The sequence below is a fragment of the Acinetobacter sp. ANC 4779 genome, assembly GCF_004331055.1.
GTDB lineage: Bacteria > Pseudomonadota > Gammaproteobacteria > Pseudomonadales > Moraxellaceae > Acinetobacter.
In genome coordinates this window covers 1-17,778 of record NZ_SJNU01000002.1, presented here as the reverse complement: position 1 = coordinate 17,778, position 17,778 = coordinate 1, and the positions used below count along the sequence as shown (strand labels likewise).

13 protein-coding genes are annotated in these 17,778 nt (G+C 42.6%); 8 read left to right on the top strand and 5 right to left on the bottom strand.

The annotated features are described in order from the left end of the window. Positions 1-6 precede the first annotated feature (6 nt). Both pheT and E0H80_RS03015 read left to right on the top strand, forming a co-directional pair. On the top strand, positions 7-2,388 hold the full coding sequence (gene pheT, locus E0H80_RS03020) for a phenylalanine--tRNA ligase subunit beta (RefSeq protein ID WP_131363033.1): 2,382 nt from the start codon (positions 7-9) through the stop codon (positions 2,386-2,388). Beyond that, the gene (locus tag E0H80_RS03015) at positions 2,385-2,681 is read left to right on the top strand and encodes an integration host factor subunit alpha (protein WP_004649746.1); all 297 of its coding nucleotides are present in this window, start codon (positions 2,385-2,387) and stop codon (positions 2,679-2,681) included. Before pheT ends, E0H80_RS03015 begins: the two co-directional genes overlap by 4 nt. Before the next feature lie 187 nt (positions 2,682-2,868). Here E0H80_RS03015 and E0H80_RS03010 read toward each other — a convergent pair whose 3' ends face one another. From E0H80_RS03010 to trxA, 3 genes are all read right to left on the bottom strand, one after another. Further along, the gene (locus E0H80_RS03010; RefSeq protein ID WP_131363031.1) at positions 2,869-3,147 is read right to left on the bottom strand and encodes a hypothetical protein; all 279 of its coding nucleotides are present in this window, start codon (positions 3,145-3,147) and stop codon (positions 2,869-2,871) included. 420 nt (positions 3,148-3,567) lie between these two features. After that, on the bottom strand, positions 3,568-4,836 hold the full coding sequence (rho, locus tag E0H80_RS03005; RefSeq protein ID WP_067866562.1) for a transcription termination factor Rho: 1,269 nt from the start codon (positions 4,834-4,836) through the stop codon (positions 3,568-3,570). 328 nt (positions 4,837-5,164) lie between these two features. Then, complete coding sequence (trxA, locus tag E0H80_RS03000) at positions 5,165-5,491, bottom strand: thioredoxin (RefSeq protein WP_067866564.1); 327 nt, start codon at positions 5,489-5,491, stop codon at positions 5,165-5,167. Positions 5,492-5,749: 258 nt separating this feature from the next. Here trxA and ppx point away from each other — a divergent pair, with 258 nt between their 5' ends. From ppx to E0H80_RS02975, 5 genes are read left to right on the top strand one after another with little or no spacing between them, the layout of a single operon-like run. Continuing rightward, positions 5,750-7,270 carry an exopolyphosphatase gene (gene ppx / locus E0H80_RS02995; RefSeq protein ID WP_131363029.1) on the top strand — a complete coding sequence of 507 codons (1,521 nt, stop codon included), beginning with the start codon at positions 5,750-5,752 and terminating at the stop codon, positions 7,268-7,270. Between the two features lie 50 nt (positions 7,271-7,320). Then, complete coding sequence (locus E0H80_RS02990) at positions 7,321-8,145, top strand: acetyl-CoA carboxylase carboxyltransferase subunit alpha (RefSeq protein ID WP_131363027.1); 825 nt, start codon at positions 7,321-7,323, stop codon at positions 8,143-8,145. Then, a complete protein-coding gene (gene tilS, locus E0H80_RS02985) occupies positions 8,082-9,464 on the top strand; it encodes a tRNA lysidine(34) synthetase TilS (protein WP_131363025.1) in 1,383 nt (460 codons plus the stop codon). The genes E0H80_RS02990 and tilS overlap by 64 nt, the downstream gene beginning before the upstream one ends. Beyond that, positions 9,461-10,291: a pyrroline-5-carboxylate reductase gene (gene proC / locus E0H80_RS02980; RefSeq protein WP_131363023.1), complete on the top strand. Its 831-nt coding sequence runs from the start codon at positions 9,461-9,463 to the stop codon at positions 10,289-10,291. Before tilS ends, proC begins: the two co-directional genes overlap by 4 nt. Before the next feature lie 27 nt (positions 10,292-10,318). Then, positions 10,319-10,888 (top strand): YggT family protein, encoded by a 570-nt coding sequence (locus E0H80_RS02975; RefSeq protein WP_131363021.1) that lies wholly within the window; start codon positions 10,319-10,321, stop codon positions 10,886-10,888. A 178-nt stretch (positions 10,889-11,066) separates the two neighbouring features. On the opposite strand, the gene polA is transcribed toward E0H80_RS02975, so the two are convergent. Beyond that, entirely contained in the window at positions 11,067-13,832 is a 2,766-nt protein-coding gene (gene polA / locus E0H80_RS02970) for a DNA polymerase I (RefSeq protein WP_131363019.1), read from the bottom strand. 162 nt (positions 13,833-13,994) lie between these two features. Here polA and E0H80_RS02965 point away from each other — a divergent pair, with 162 nt between their 5' ends. Further along, positions 13,995-16,700 carry a DUF2339 domain-containing protein gene (locus E0H80_RS02965; RefSeq protein ID WP_131363016.1) on the top strand — a complete coding sequence of 902 codons (2,706 nt, stop codon included), beginning with the start codon at positions 13,995-13,997 and terminating at the stop codon, positions 16,698-16,700. A gap of 99 nt (positions 16,701-16,799) precedes the next feature. Here the strand turns inward: E0H80_RS02965 and E0H80_RS02960 are convergent, their stop codons facing one another. Then, on the bottom strand, positions 16,800-17,726 hold the full coding sequence (locus tag E0H80_RS02960; protein WP_131363014.1) for a mechanosensitive ion channel family protein: 927 nt from the start codon (positions 17,724-17,726) through the stop codon (positions 16,800-16,802). Between the last annotated feature and the right edge of the window lie 52 nt (positions 17,727-17,778).

Here is a 17,778-nt window from a genome sequence, read left to right as displayed (position 1 = left end):
ATAGAAATGAAAATTAGCGAAAATTGGTTACGCACGTGGGTCAACCCAGCCATTGATAGTGAAAAACTGTCTGATCAATTGACTATGCTGGGTCTGGAAGTTGATGAGTTGGCTCCAGCAGCTAAACCATTTACCGGTGTCGTTGTAGGTGAAGTTCTGACTGTAGAACAACATCCTGATGCAGACCGTTTACGTGTGACTACAGTAAATATCGGTTCGGGTGAACCTTTACAGATTGTCTGCGGTGCGCCAAATGTCCGTGCAGGGATGAAAGCACCAGTAGCAACGATTGGTGCAGTATTGCCGGGTGATTTCAAAATTAAGAAAGGCAAGCTTCGTGGGGTTGAATCACAAGGCATGCTGTGCGGTGCTTCTGAAATTGACCTTGAAGATAAACTTGATGGTTTATTGGAATTACCAAGTGATGCACCCGTCGGTGTAAATGTACGTGAATATCTAAATCTTGATGATCATGTGATTGATATCAGCATCACGCCAAACCGTGGTGACTGTTTCAGCATCCGTGGCATTGCCCGTGAAATTGCTGTGATTAATCAATTGCCTGTGACAGCACCTGAAATAAAAGAAGTTGCTGCAACCATTATCGACGTTAAAAATGTGGTTGTTGATACAGACGGCTGTCCGCGTTACTTAGGCCGTGTGATTAAAAACGTCAATACCAAAGCGCCCACACCTGAATGGATGGAACGTGCGCTGGCGCGTTCCGGTATCCGTCAGCACAGTATTCTTGTCGATATCACCAACTATGTATTGATTGAACTGGGTCAGCCGCTTCATGCTTTTGATGCTGCTAAAGTTCAAGGTTCAGTGCATGTCCGTCAGGCCACTGCTCAAGAGAAACTGGTTCTGTTAAATGAACAAGAAGTTGAGCTCACTGAAGATGTGATGGTAATTGCCGATGATGAAAAAGCATTGGCAATTGCCGGCATCATGGGTGGCTTGTCTTCATCGGTAAACGATGAGACCACTGAAATCTTCCTGGAATCTGCATTCTTCGCACCATTACACATCGCAGGCCGTGCACGTCGTTATGGTTTACATACCGATGCATCACAGCGTTATGAGCGCGGCGTAGACTTTGAATTGCCAAGTATTGCTATGAACCGTGCCTCAAAGCTTATTGCTGAATTGGCGGGTGGCGAGTTTGGTCCAATTGCGGTTGCAGAAAAGGTTGAGCTTTTACCAATACGTGACGCGATTGAATTGAACCAAGTTCAAGTCGATCAATTACTAGGTTATAAAGTTGAAAGTGACTTTATTACTGATGCACTACACCGTCTCGGTTGTATCGTGATGGTGAAAGCACCAGGTGAGTGGAGCGTTGTTCCGCCTTCACATCGCTATGATATGGCTATTTATCAAGACCTGATTGAAGAAGTTGCTCGTATTCACGGTTATGACAATATTCAGATCAGCCTACCTGTGATCGATGTCAAACTTGCAAAGTATCAAGATCAGTTTGAATTACCGCAACTTCGTCAAACCTTGGTGACTTTAGGTTATCAAGAAGCCATCAGCTTTAGCTTTGCCGATGCCAAACTTGAAAAGCAGTTGAATCCAGACGTTAATCCATTAATGTTGGCAAATCCGATCTCAAGTGAATTGGCTGCAATGCGTTCGACTTTGCTAGCAAGTTTGATTCCATGCGTGCAATACAATATTAACCGTCAACAAAGCCGCGTACGTTTCTTTGAGCTGGGCTTACGTTTTGATTATCAAGATGCAAAAAGCATTCATGATCTGAAACAAATCCCGACTTTGGCATTAATTGCCGTGGGTGCTAAAACTGCTGAATCTTGGCATGCGAAAGCACGGCCGATGGATTTCTTTGACCTTAAGGGTGAAGTTGAGGAAATTTTCGCTGCTGGACGTGTGAAAGTTGAATATGTCCGTTCAGAAAGAGCATGGTTGCATCCAGGTCAATCTGCTGAAATTTTAGTAGATGGCAAGTCTGTCGGTTACCTGGGTCGTTTACATCCATCTTTGGAAGATGAGCTTGATTTAGGTATCACTTGGGTGGCAGAACTCGATCAACAGGCTGTTTTGCAAACTTATGTATCTAATTTTACAGAATTATCACGTTTTCCATCGGTTAGACGTGATATTGCGCTTTTAATTAGTGATAAGATTAATGTTAGCGAAATTCAGCAACTTATCGGAAAAACGGGTGGAGCATTATTAAACTCGACCTGGTTGTTTGATGTGTACACTGGACAAGGTGTCGAACAGGGTAAACGCTCATTGGCATTTGCACTTTTATGGCAACATCCATCCCGTACACTTGAAGATGCTGAAATTAAATCGGGTATGGATCAAATAATCGAAGTGTTGCAAAACACTTATCAGGCGACATTGAGGGCTTCATGACAGCATTAACAAAAGCAGAAATGGCTGATCATTTAAGTGAGCTCACGAGTTTAAACCGTCGTGAAGCAAAACAAATGGTCGAGTTGTTCTTTGATGAGATTAGCCAAGCGCTAATCTCAGGCGAACAAGTAAAACTTTCGGGGTTTGGTAACTTTGAGTTGCGTGATAAACGTCAACGTCCAGGTCGAAACCCGAAAACGGGTGAAGAAATTCCAATTTCTGCACGCCGTGTAGTCACATTCCGTGCAGGGCAGAAATTCCGCCAGCGCGTAGGAAATGAGCAGATCGATTGATCTGCTTTTTTTATTTTAAAATATGCAAATTCTATCACTTGAGTGATGGGGCGGTAGATTGGCTATGACTGGAAGTCAGGTTGTAGCTGAAAATAAGATTGGGTAATTTATATTTTACTGATCTTTATTTTAGGTATAAAAAAAGAGAGCCGGTAGGCTCTCTTTTTTTACTTAATAATCGTAAAGATTATTGAGCTTTAGGTGCAGCAGCATTAGAAGCAGCAGTAGCATCAGCAGCAGCGTCAACAGCTACAGAAGCAGAGTCAGCAGCAGCAGCAGCTTCAGCAGCAGGAGCAGCTTCAACAGAAGCAGCAGAAGCAGCAGCTTCAGCTTCAGAAGCAGCAGCTACAGCTTCAGATGCAGCAGAGTTAGCGTCAGCAGCAGCTTCTTCAGTTTTTTTAGCACAACCAACGAAAGCTAAAGTAGTAGCAACTGCAGCAGCAATAGCGATTTTTTTGAATAACATGGCATCACTCTCTAAAATATGAGATAAAAAAAAACCTTTGTTAGCCTGTTGAGTGCTTTTATTCTTCCTAATATTTGTTAGGCAGTAACAATGCAAAGGCAGTCTAACTGGTCTGCAAATATGCTATCACTGCGCATTTTTAATTACTACTAGGGTGCGAGCGAAAAATGCAAAAAATGATGAAAAATGAGCAGTTTATTAACAGAAAATAACAATCAAGTAGAGGGTTTATATTGGAGAAGTACTAAATAACTTGCTAAAAAATATCATTTTTTTTATCTGATTATTTTAATAATCATGAACTTGCATAAAAGTTTACAAGAAAAAAGCTCAATTGTGTCTTTATGTAAACCAAGTCAACCAAATAAAAAGGCTATCGTTATAGATAGCCTTTTATATACAACATAATAATGAATCGAATTAGTTAGTAGCTTTACCTTTCATTTGATCGAAGAAATCGTCATTGGTTTTGGTTTCTTTCATACGATCAAGCAAGAATTCCATGGCCACCAATTCATCCATAGGATGAAGTAACTTACGAAGAATCCATACTTTACGTAAGTTATCTTCGCTCATGAGACGTTCTTCACGGCGTGTGCCTGATTTCTTGATATTCATCGCAGGGAAGACGCGTTTTTCAGAAATACGGCGATCAAGAGTGATTTCTTGGTTACCGGTACCTTTGAATTCTTCGTAGATTACGTCATCCATTTTACTGCCGGTTTCAATCAAGGCTGTAGAAATGATTGTTAGTGAACCACCTTCTTCAATATTACGTGCTGCACCGAAGAAACGTTTTGGACGTTCTAGTGCATGTGCATCCAAACCACCAGTCAGTACTTTGCCAGATGAAGGAATAACAGTGTTATATGCACGTGCCAAACGGGTAATCGAATCAAGCAAAATCACGACATCTTTTTTGTGTTCAACCAGACGTTTTGCTTTTTCAATCACCATTTCAGCCACTTGTACGTGACGAGCAGGTGCTTCATCGAATGTTGATGCAATCACTTCACCACGAACGGTACGTTCCATTTCGGTAACTTCTTCTGGGCGTTCGTCAATTAGAAGAACGATCAGGAATACTTCCGGGTTATTACGAACAATCGACTGTGCGATGGTTTGCAACAACATGGTTTTACCGGCTTTAGGCGGTGCCACAATAATTGAACGCTGGCCTTTACCAATTGGCGCAACCAAATCAACCACACGTGAAGTTAAATCTTCAGTGGTACCGTTACCTAGCTCCATAATTAACTGTTCAGTTGGGAACAATGGAGTTAAGTTTTCAAACAGGATTTTGTTACGTGAGTTTTCAGGCGTGTCATAGTTAATTTGATTAACTTTTAATAAAGCAAAATAGCGTTCGCCTTCTTTCGGTGGGCGAATCGTACCTGTGATGGTGTCACCTGTACGTAAGTTAAAGCGACGAATTTGAGACGGGCTGACATAAATGTCATCAGGACCTGCAAGATATGAACCTGATGCAGAGCGTAGGAAGCCAAAACCATCAGAGAGAATTTCTAAAACACCATCACCAAAAATCTCTTCGCCATTCATTGCATGGCGTTTTAAGATGGCAAAAATGATGTCTTGCTTACGGTTACGAGCCATTCCTTCTAGGCCCATAAACTCGGCAATCTTGATGAGTTCGCCAATCGGTTTTTTCTTGAGTTCAGTTAAATTCATAGGGGGTCAGATAGAATCAAAATTCTGGAATAGAGATGAGGAAAGGGAGCAACATTCAGCCGCTTGCACGCAATAAAAGTAACGTAATTGTATTTGCACAATAACAATTCAGAGGTCTGATTCATTGTTTCGAAGAAAAAAGTGTAAAACAATTTCTGTTGCCGAGCGGCGATCTTATGTGTTGTGTCTTTTAAGAAAATTGCGGATTGAAAATCCTTTATTCCTTGAACATGCAATATAAGAGAGAATACAACTTTTGTCAATTTATAGACGAAAAAAATACGCTATCCGGAAATAGCGTATTGGATTAAATTGTACTGTTTTTAAATTAGATGTTTTCTTCAATAAATGCAGTCAATTTAGATTTTGGTGCTGCGCCTACTTGTTGCGCAACCACTTCACCATTTTTGAACATCAATAATGCAGGAATGTTACGGATGTTGTAATTCACGGCAGTTGCTTCGCAAGCAGTTACGTCAACTTTAACAACCTTCATTTTGCCTTCGAATTCTGTAGAAAGCACTTCTAATACAGGTGCAATCGCCTTACATGGTGCACACCAACCTGCCCAGAAGTCGACAAGTACAGGAACGTCAGATTGTAAAACGTCAGCTTCGAAGTTTGCATCAGTTGTGTTTACGATATTGCCAGACATGGATATGCTCCAAATAAAATTTTAAGTTAGTTCTATAACTATAAGTATTACATAGCCTCGTTTAACTATGTAGTGGGATATGTAGATTTTCAAACATTATAGTGAGTTTGTCTAATTGATGCTGACGATATTGGTAATCGTGTCATGCAATTGTCAATGATAAAAACATAGAAACTGATTCATTTGAGCTGATAAATGGCTTTTAAATTGTATGTATGTGAATTACTCTAAGCATAATTCTTATAGGTTCGTTGAATAATGTCGGATTTTTTGATTGATGAAGAGTTACTTGCTGCCATCGATATGGGGTCGAACAGTTTTCATCTTGCTATTGCGCGTGTAGATCATGGCGAAGTAAAGAAAGTTGCTTCAATGTCAGAAAAAGTACAGTTGGCTGCAGGTCTGGATGAAAATAAAAACCTGACTGAAGCCGCCCAACAACGGGGTTTGGCTTGTTTGGCACGCTTTGTCGGACGGCTAAGTTCAGTACAAGCGAACCGTATGCGAATTGTAGCGACCAATGCTTTACGTCAAGCCAAAAATGGTCATGAATTTATTCAAAAAGCCGCAGAAATTTTACCCAAGCCGATTGAAATTATTGCCGGTCGTGAAGAAGCCCGTCTGATTTATTTGGGCGTCTCGCATACCATGGCCAATAGTGGTCGTCGTCTGGTGATTGACATTGGTGGTGGTTCAACTGAACTGATTATTGGCGAGGAATTCGAGCCGATTCATACCGAATCTTTACAAATGGGCTGTGTGGCTTTTACAAAAGCTTATTTTAGTGATGGCGAGATTAACCAGAAAAATTTTGATAAGGCGGTCGTTGCTGCACGTAAAGAACTTTCAGGTATTGCCAATACCTATAAAACAGCAGGTTGGGATACGGTTGTCGGTTCAAGCGGCACCATTAAAGCCTGTCGTCAAATTACCGTAAATATGGGCTGGAGTGATGCGCAAGAAAACTTGACTCGTGAAGGTCTGGAAAAACTTAAAGAAAAATTACTCAAATTTAAACATATTTCTGAAGTTGATTTTGATGGTCTAAAAGAAGACCGCCGAGCAGTTTTGCCAGCAGGGGTTGCCATTTTATATGCGGTATTCGATGTACTAGAGTTGAACAAACTGGTGTATTCCGATGGTGCATTACGTGAAGGCGTGATGTATGACTTGCTGGGCCGTTTCCAGCATGAAGATATCCGCGACCGAAGTGTGCAAGCTTTGATGGGACGCTATAACGCAGATCCCAAGCAGGCTGAACGGGTGGTGAAAACTGCACAGCATTTGTTTGATGGAGTCGCTAAAGCACTGAATTTAAACAGTGAAGACAGTGATTTATTGCGTCGTGCTGCATATTTACATGAAATTGGCTTGGCGATTAGTCATGCAGGTTATCACCGTCATGGGGCGTATTTGTTGCAACATTCAGATATCGCCGGCTTCTCGCAAATTGACCAAAACCATCTTTCCCACTTAGTTGCGCATCATCGTCGTAAGCTACGTAATGATAGCCGCGTTGATGTAATGAGAGTAGGTGGTAGCAAATTAGTTTACTTAAGTCTATTGCTTCGTCTTGCAGTTTTACTGAATCATAGTCGTAGCGATGAGATGCTTCCTGCCATTGAATTAAGTGTCGACAATGAGCAACAATGGCATCTAAGCGTTTCTGGCGATGCCAAACAATGGCCTTTGCTTGTAGCAGACTTGCATGATGAACAGGTGCAGTTCAAGCATTGGGATATTGAATTGAATATTCAGTCGGAACAATTTATCTATTAACAAGTTATTGGTTAACAAGCTATTGTTAGTTTTGGGATAATGGTCGACCTATGAAAAATAAAGCTGCTAAATCTAAGGCATGGACAACGGTTCAAATTGCACGTCATCCGGAACGTCCGCAATTTTTGGATTATGTTGGTGAAATTTTCACTGAATTCGATGCTTTACATGGTGATCGGTTATTTGGTGATGATGGTGCAATGATCGGTGGTTTGGCACGTTTTAATGGTCAGCCAGTCATGATTGTTGGGCAACATCGTGGCCGTAGCACACGTGAAAAATTGCAGCATAACTTCGGGATGAGTAATCCTGAAGGTTATCGAAAATCACAGCGCTTGCTGGATATGGCTGAACGTTTTAACCTGCCTGTCTTTACTTTTATCGACACCATGGGTGCATATCCTGGGGTAGGTGCAGAAGAACGTGGTCAGGCAGAAGCGATTGCCACCAGCCTTGCACAACTTTCAAGTTTGAAAGTACCTGTGATTGCCACCGTATTGGGTGAAGGCGGTTCAGGTGGTGCGTTGGGTATTGGTGTAGCAGACCGCGTGGTGATGCTATCTCACAGTATTTATTCAGTCATTTCACCGGAAGGTTGTGCATCCATTTTATGGAAAACAGCTGAAAAAGCCGAACAAGCCAGTGAAGCCTTGGCATTGACTGCTGAAAAACTCAAAAAAATGGGTATTGTGGAATATGTGGTTGATGAAGGTGAAGGTGCACATTTGCAGCCGGAACAAGTCATGCAAGACCTTAAAGATGTGTTACAACAGGCTTTAGAAGAATTGCAATCGATGGATGCGAATGAGAGATGCGAAGCACGTTACCAGCGTTTAATGAAGTTTGGCAGCGACAATTTAGGTCTGGCGTCTTAAATCAAATCCAGTGCTTTCCTACAGGAAGCACTTTTTTAATTGGATGTAGTGGCGGCATGGATTCCATGCTGCTTTTGCATTTAATGTCTTATTTATATCCTGAAAAAATCCGTGCGATCTATATAGATCACCAGCTGCAAGCAATAAGTGCAGATTGGGGAAAGTTTGTGTCTGAACAATGTGCAGCACTGAATGTCCCATGTCTGGTTGAAAAGGTTGATGTGCAGCAAGGCAACCTGGAACAGCAGGCACGTACCGCACGTTATCAAGCCTATTCAAAACATCTAAAACCGAATGAAATTCTGGTTCTGGCGCATCATCAGCAAGATCAGGCTGAAACCTTAATGTTGCATTTGCTCTCGGGTGCAGGGGTGCAGGGTTTGGCGGCCATGAAATCGGTCGATGTGCGTGAGCAATTCACCATTTGGCGACCACTGCTGGATATCTCGCGTGAGCAGATTTGCCAATGGGCAACTCAACTGAATGTGCAAAATATTGAAGACCCCACCAATTTGGACACCCATTATGATCGCGCCTGGTGCCGTCATGAATTATGGTCAGTCTTACAAAATCGCTATCCTAAAATGCAGCAGGCACTTAGTCGCACCAGTTATATAATGCAAGATGCGGATGAAATTCTGTACGAAGTACTGCAGCAAGATTTAGCACTTTGCGGATCGGCAACTGAACTCGATTTAAGAAAATTATCCCAATTATCTAAACCACGTCAAAGACAACTGTTATCCGTCTGGATGAAAGGGCAGGATACCTATCGCCCGGGTTTTGAGATGGTGGAACGCCTGTTGCATGAAGTGATCGCATCGAAGTCGGATGCACAGGCTGTCTTGCATTGGAATCAATATTATTATGTGCGTTATCAGCAAAAGCTTTATCGGTTAACTCCGGAAGAATATCTGGCTGAAAAAAATGAAAACCAGATTTCCGAACAAACCGCCGGTCTGGAATTAGGTCAAAAAATAAATGTCCTTTCAGGGCAGTATGTTGCTGAAAAAGCAGAAATTGGATTATCAGCCTTATTGTTGGGCAAAGAATTAAATCTGTTGCTGCGCCAAGGGGGAGAAAAAATTCATTTGTATGGACGAGTGGGGACGTGGCCATTAAAAAAAGCCATTCAAGAAGCACAAATTTTTCCTTGGCAGCGTTATACAATTCAAATATTAAGCATAGATAATGTTATGCTTGGTGTTTTTACACCGAAAGGGTTTTGGTTAGCTCAATCTGAATATTGTGAAGTCGGTGGTTGGCAGCCAAATTTGATCTCTTCGTTAAAAAATTCTAAGTCGAGTATTGATTCATGAGTGCAGCTTTAAATTGTAATATTTGTTTTATTGGTGGCGGTAATATGGCTCAAGCCTTAATTGGCGGGCTCATTTCGCGTGGTTTGCCAGCAACACGTATTACAGTTTCTGATCCGGTGGAAAAAGTACGTCTTTTATTAGAAGAAAAAGATGTGCAGGTCACCGATGACAATATTGCTGCCATTCGTGATGCCGATATCGTCCTTTTTGCGGTGAAGCCACAAGTGTTGGCGAGCGTATTAAAACCGCTTAAAGGTTTATTCGATGGAAAATTAGTGATGTCGATTGTTGCGGGGGCTGAAATTGCAACCATCGCAAATCTGCTAGACACCGATCGAATCGTTCGGGTAATGCCGAATACGCCTGCTTTGGTACAAACAGGGGCACACGGCTTGTATGCCAATGATGCGGTGGATAGTAAAGACCGTGAGCTTGCAAGCCAAGTTCTGGCAGCAACCGGTTTAACCCTTTGGGTGAATACAGAAGCACAGATTGATGCAGTGACTGCAGTGTCAGGTTCGGGTCCGGCATATTTCTTTTATATGATGGAAAGCATGATTCGTGCAGGCAAAAACTTGGGACTGGATGAGAAAGTGGCGACAGCCCTGACTTTACAAACGGCTCTAGGTGCTGCGCAAATGGCGATCACCAGTGCCAACACACCTGCTGAGTTGCGTAAAAACGTCACCTCTCCAAACGGTACCACACAGGCTGCACTTGAAGTCTTTGATCGTGCACAAATCTCTCAGAATATTCAGGCCGCTTTGGCTGCAGCTCAAAAGCGCAGTCAAGAACTTGCTCAAGAGCTAAGTGAAAGTAGCAAATAACTCGTTTTTATTTAGGAAAGTTCCAGTATGGGTGCAAACTCTGCGCTAATTTTTGGCATTATCATTAACGTAGCGATTTTGCTCGTGTTCTTCCGTTTTCTCATGCAGTTGGCAGCGGTGAATGCTTATAATCCGGTGGTCATGTCTACGGTAAAAGCCACGAAAATCGTTGATGTCTTTGGTCGTATTTTTCCCACTGTAGGGAAAGGTCGTGTGAACCTAGCGGCTTTGGCGTTGGTGGTACTTTTATATTTACTCAAGATTTTTGGGGTGATGTATTTATCCGGTGCCATGCCGAACAGTCCAGTGCATTTGGTGATTTTGACTTTTGTCACCATGATTCAGGACCTGATTCGGTTCTGTCGTTATTTGATTTTTGCGACAATTATTTTAAGTTGGGTGGTGATGTTTACACAGTCTCGCTCACCTTATATTGAAGTGGTTCAAGAACTGGCAGAACCATTATTGGCGCCATTCCGTCGTATTTTGCCCAATATGGGGATGATTGATTTATCTCCAATCATTGCATTTTTAACGTTGTATATTGCTGAAATCATTATGAATCAAGTGGCGATTGTGCTTTTGACTGGGCTTTAAACTTTGCGCAATAAAAAAGGACTCGATCGAGTCCTTTTTTATTGGAAAAATTCCTCTCCTTCTGGGAGAGGTGAGGAGAGGGCTAAATTTCTTTGCGAATAACCATCATCCAGCCTTCTCCCTAGGTATATAGCGAAAGAGAAGGAGTTTTAACAACGAGAAGGCATTTAATCCAAGATTAATGCGCCTCATCCCAATTCATACCTTTGCCGACTTCTACAATCAGTGGCACGGAAAGCTGGACAACGGATTGCATGACTTCCGCCAGTTTTGGTGCCAGTTCATCGGCAATGTTGGCATCAACTTCAAACACCAATTCATCGTGTACCTGTAACAACATTTTGGCCTGATCTTTCGGTAACATTTTATCGACTTCAATCATTGCCATTTTAATGATGTCGGCTGCACTGCCTTGTAGCGGTGCATTAATTGCAGCGCGTTCAGCGCCTTTACGCACCATCATATTTCGTGCATCAATATCCGGTGTATAAAGGCGACGACCTAAGATGGTTTCGACAAAACCTTGTTCTAAAGCCACCTGACGCGTACGTTGCATATATTCGTAAATGCCCGGATAACGATGGAAATATTGCTTGATATAGTCTTGCGATTCTTGGCGAGTAAAGCCCAGTTGGCGGATTAAGCCAAATTCAGACATGCCGTATAACAGACCGAAGTTAACGGCTTTAGCTTGACGACGCTGGTCATGGGTCACATCTTCTAGCGCCACCCCCAATACTTCAGCCGCGGTACGACGATGCACATCTTGGCCATGCTTAAAGGCATCGACCAAAGCTTCATCCTGGGAAAGATGCGCCATTAAACGCAATTCAATTTGTGAGTAATCGGCTGCCAGCAAGACCCGACCTTCAGGTGCAATAAAAGCTTTACGAATCTGACGACCAATTTCTTCTCGAATTGGAATATTTTGCAGGTTGGGATCAGTCGATGACAAACGACCGGTTGCGGTTAAAGCCTGATGATAACTGGTATGTACCCGGCCGCTGTCATTGTTGGCCTGTTTTTGCAAACCATCGGTATAGGTGCTTTTCAGTTTAGAAAGACCGCGGTATTCCAAAATTAAGGCAGTAATCGGATGGTCGATTTTTTCCAAGATACTTTCACTGGTACTGTATTGACCCGTGGCAGTTTTCTTGCCGCCTTTGAGTCCCAGCTTATCAAACAGTACTTCACCGACCTGTTTTGGTGAGCTGACATTAAAGGGTTGTCCAGCCATTTCAATAATCTGGCTTTCCAGATTTTGGATGGTACTGGAAAAATCCACACTCAATTGATCCAGAAATTTAATATCAAGCTCGATGCCATTTTCTTCCATAAGGGTCAGAACACGGGCAACCGGCATTTCAATATTGTGCAAAATAGTGTTGAGTTCAGGCACTGCTTGTAGTTTTTTAGACAGCACTTCATATAAACGATAAGTGACATGCGCATCTTCAGCAGCATAATGCGCGGCTGTTTCAATCTCGATTTGATTAAAGGTTTTTTGTTTAACCCCTTTACCGGCCACTTGTTCAAAAGTTGTGGTCAAATGACTCAAATAAACACGTGCCACATCATCCATGCCGTGACGTGTTGCCACAGAGTTTAGAACGTAGGAAGCCAGCATGGTATCGAAATACCAGCCTTGCAATTCAATGCCGTGATTATGCAAGATGTGGGCATCATATTTTAGATGATGGCCAATTTTTTCAACACTTGCGTCTTCTAAAACCGGTTTGATTTGCGCAAGGATGGTTTCACGATTCAGCTGTTCAGGTGCACCTTCATAGTCATGTGCCAGTGGAATGTAATAGGCATCGTTGGCATCAAATGCGACTGAAAAACCGACCATTTCTGCAATACGATAATCCAGACTGGTGGTTTCGGTATCAAAGGCAAAGCGTTTTTCAGTACTTAAACGAGTAAACAGGTTATCCCAGTCAGACTGAGTTAAAATAGTATGATAAGTGGCTTTTCCCAGTTGATCATCCACACTGGTCAGCTCTGCCTCATCTTCGGTATTAATCACCACTGCAGTATCTACAGAAGTTTCAATTCCTTTAGATGCTTGTTTATAAGATGAATTATTTGGATTATTGGGGTGGTCAAGAGACTGTAACTGGTTACGGAATTCAAGTTCGGTATACAAGCGACGCAGTTCGTCAACATTCGGATCAACCACTTTAAGATCTTCATAAGTGAGGTTCAAATCAAGATCACAGACAATACTCGCCAGCTGATGATCGAGAGTAATGCCTTCTACATTGTCTTTAATACTTTGACCGACTTTGCCTTTAATTTTATCGACATTTTCCAAAATGCCACCAATTGAACCATATTCGGTCAAAAGTTTAGCCGCAGTTTTAGCCCCCACACCCGGTACGCCACGAATGCCATCAGACGCATCGCCCATCAGGGTTAAATAATCAATCATCTGATTCGGCCACACCCCGAATTTTTCAAATACGCCATCGACATCCATCGGCTTGTCTTTAAAGCTGTCTTCCAGAGTGACTTTGTCAGTCACTAACTGTGCCATATCTTTGTCGCCAGTGGAAATGAGGACCTGATAACCGGCTTTTTCAGCACGCTTCGCCAAGGTGCCAATCACGTCATCCGCTTCAGCCCCTGGAAGGGTGTGCAAAGGAATACCCAAAGCGCGAATCAGGTTATGTAAATAAGGAATCTGCTGCGACAGCTCATCCGGCATACTTGGACGGTCACCTTTATAAACGGGTGAAAGTACATGACGGAAAGTCGGTTCAGGGGTATCAAAAATCACCGCCATATGGGTCGGTTGAATCCGGCGCATCAATTTTTGAATGGCAGAAATGGCACCACGAATTGCATTGGTCTGTAAACCAGTCGAAGTGGTTAGTGGTGGCAGTGCATGGTACGCACGAAATAAAAAATATGAGCCATCGACCAAAACAAATGGTGGCATTGAAAGATTCCTAATTCAAATATCGGGCTTATTGTACGTGATTTTGCACATGAACATAGCCACATCATCAAACATGCGTGTTACCCAATATCTGATGAATGCTTAAAAATCAAAGTCTGAGCTGTTGTATGATCAGCTTAAAAGGATTGAGATAAAGAAAAAATGCATAAAGGGCAGAGCGAAATCCGGATGATTTGGCTGATGGTATTGATTATTGTCGGGGTGGGATCTTGGTTTTTAGATCAACACATATTTACCTATTTATGTGGCTTGGCCTTTGTCATGAGTGTGATGCAATATGTCGATACCATTCAAAAACCAGCAGCACAAATTGCTCTAGAAACAAATCTTTCTTACCCAGAAACGTCTAAAGTCCCTTTATATCTTTCTTCAATTGTTGCCGTTGTCGGAGGCATTCTCGATTGGAAGTTTATTGTAGGGTTAGGTATTACGGCGTGGATTTTTTTCTTTCTGCGATGGTTACGCCATTTAGAAGATTTATTGAGCCAAGTTCAAATGCGATTACAGCAGACGCCAATAAACCAATCTTCTACTGTCGAAAATCAATCTGCTCAACGTCCTGAATCTCAAACTGCCTCACCTTCAATAGAACTGATTGATCAGTTAAAACAGTGGATCTTTCAAGGGAATCCGGTTTTAAAAGCGGCAATATTGGTGTTGGTAATGGGCATTGTATTGTTGCTGCGTTTTGCCACCGAACATTGGCAACTCAGTCTGGCTGTGAAACTGGGAGTTGTAGCCAGTGTGAGTGCCGCAGTAACAGCATTGGGGTATTGGCTGCAGACTAAAAACCGCAGTTTTGCTCTGGCTTTGGAAGGCTTAGGTTTGGCGGCATTATTTTTGACCTTATTCTTTGCCTATTACAATGCCGTGATTCCCACTTTAGGCATAGCTGCATTGTGCTTTGCTCTAATTATGTCTGTGACACTGGCGCTAAGTTTAAAACAACAATCAATTGAACTTGCATTGATGGCGCTGATCATTGCCTATATCGCACCGTTTACCTTGCCGGTGCGCAATGCAACTGCGATTGAATTGATTGCCTATTATGTGTTGATTAATCTTGCTGTTGCCGTGTTAAGTACCTTACGTCCGTGGAAAATTCTCAATCAAATTGCCTTTTTAATGACGGTGATTGTCGGGGGAGGCTATGCCTTTTATCAGGGCGAAGAACAGGAACGAAATACGTTAACGCTATTGGTTGCTGTGCATACCGCCATATTTGTCTGGCTGAGTTTTCGATTTAGCCAGCTGATTGCCAAAGATGATCTGGTGCAATTCAAACTGAAACCTGCTTTGGATATTGCCCTGATTTTTGGTGCACCGATTGTGGGTTATATTTTTATTTATTTAATGTATTTTGATGAAATGCTGCGACAAGCAGGTGCCAGTCTGGCTTTTGCAGCCGTTTATGCAGGTCTGTATCAACTGTCGAAACGCAATCATGCAGTGCAGTTGATTTCACAAAGCTATTTCAATTTAATGCTGATTTTCTTGGCCTTGATTCCACCCATTCTGTTACACCAACAATGGAGTGTGATTGGCTGGGCGGTAGAAGGACTGATTATTTTTACTTATGCCTTGTATCGCCAGTCGGAGATCAGCCGTTATCTAGCTATGGGTTTACTGATCGTGGCTGGCTTATCCAGTCTTTATTATCTGGTGGAGCTGAATGACTTCCCGCGTGAGATGTATTGGGGACTCTGTCTGAGCTATTTTGCGGTGGTTCTGGTTGCCAATAGCCGAGCATCGTTTAGCAATCAGCTGACCAATTCAACCATCGCTTTTCATTGTTTACAAATGCTGTCTGCAACCACCATGTTGATTGTGCTGTTGCTGGATGAAATTGAGGGTTCTCATCAGTTGGTGATGAGCCTGTTGATTGTTAGTGGATTCTATCTGCTGATGAATGAAGTAATGTTAGCTGCTAAAGCCACATGGTCATGGTTATTTCCGAAATGGCTGGGTCTCATTCCAGTTTTTGTATTTGCACTGATTATCGTGATTGACCAGAGCAAGCACGGTATTCTTGTGTGGGAGTCTGCTTTTGATCGAGTGGGTTTTGCATTTTCGGGCTTGATGTTGACTGCATTATTGCTGCGCCCGATGTTGGGCGTGCGGACTGAAAAAGAGTGGGTCAGTTTCGGCACCTTGATCAGTCTTGCCATGACCAGTTTAACCTTGCTTCCGAGCATACCTTATATCAGTGTGGTGATTTTACCTTTGCTGTTCTGTGCCTGGTGTTATTGGCAGGTGAATAATCCCGACTGGAAAATGTTCTGGCAAGCACGCAGTACTTTGTTGCTAATGGCAACCTGGATTGTCTGCTCACAACTGTTTACCCAGCAAGCATTTCAAGGTTATATCTTGCCGATCATCAATCCATTTGATCTGGTCAGTATTGCCATGCTGGCAGGTTTTATCTGGATGTTGTCCTTACAGGTTAAAACGGGTCTAGATAAAGGTATTGTGGCGGTGCTGATGGTACTTAGTCTGCTTTGGCTGAGCAGTTATATTGTGCTACGTGCATTACACATGTATTTGGGCACGCCGTTTAACCAGCTTGCCTTATGGGGTAATGCCACGGTTCAACTCAGCTTGACTTTGCTTTGGGTCAGTTTGGCCTTTATGACGATGAGTTTGGCGAGTCGTAAACAACTGCGTTCAGTCTGGATTCTAGGCGGCAGTATTCTGGTGATTGTCACTTTGAAGCTGGTGTTGTTTGATTTATCGCATATCGGGACTTTAAGCCGGGTAATTTCATTCTTGGGTGCAGGCTTTGTGATGTTGCTGATTGCTTATATTGCACCGATTCCTGAAGGCTCTCTGACCAAAAAATCCTCCTAAACTCCCCTTTGATAAAAGGAGACTAAATCTGAGTTATTCTTTAATTGATTTCTCCCTCCTTCTTAAAGGAGGGGTGAGAAGGATTAAATGATTAAAAAACTATTTTAACCCCGTCTCACGCTGCACTTCTTTGGCATTGGCATAAGGGTCAATATCTTCCTCTGTTAAAGGCTGAACATTTGCTGGACGATCGACAAAGCCCATTTTCGGTACAGGGATTTCTATCTGATTGTCCAAGAAACCATTCCGGATACGTTCCTGCATCTCATCACGGACTTTTAAAAAGTTTTCACCGTCACACCAAACCGCAAATAACAGTTCAATCGAGGATTCACGAAAGGCTGTGACGGTAACCGCAGGTTTTGGATCGGCTAGAACCAGTGGATATTTAGTCGCAACATCGAGCAACACTTCACGAACTTTAATGATGTCTTCATGAAAGTTGATGGCGAGGGTAATGGGAATACGTCGAATGGGGAATTTGGACAGGTTATACACGGGGGCGCGAATCAGCTGTTCATTCGGTACACGCACATAGACATTGTCCTGAGTCAGCAGTTTGACCGAAAGTAAGTCAATTGAAATCACTTCACCTTCGATGGTATGACCACGAATCAGGGTCATTTGTACGGTATCACCAATTTCAAAAGAACCCTCACCAATCAAAAATAAGCCACTGATTAAGTTGGAGGCAGACGTTTGCGATGCAAAACCCAAGGCGACCGTTAAAATACCGGCCGCGCCTAAAAAGACACTCAGTTTAAAACCGGCTTCTTTCAGGCTGGCCATCACAAAAATCAAGAAGATGAAATAAAAAATACCGCGTCGCCAGACCAGACTTTGGTGCGCATTAAAGCGTGAACCAATGGTGCGAATAAAGGCATTCGAGATAAAGCGCGCAATCAGGAAACCAATAATGGATAAGATCACCGCCACTAAAATTTCAGTGAGACGTTCCGTATTGATATTGGTGAAGATACCTTTGACACTTTGGGTGATTTCTTTTGGAATATTTGAATCTGCCATATTGCCCCCTAGAAAAATGAATCAAACATATTAAACAAAGCACTGGCGGGAG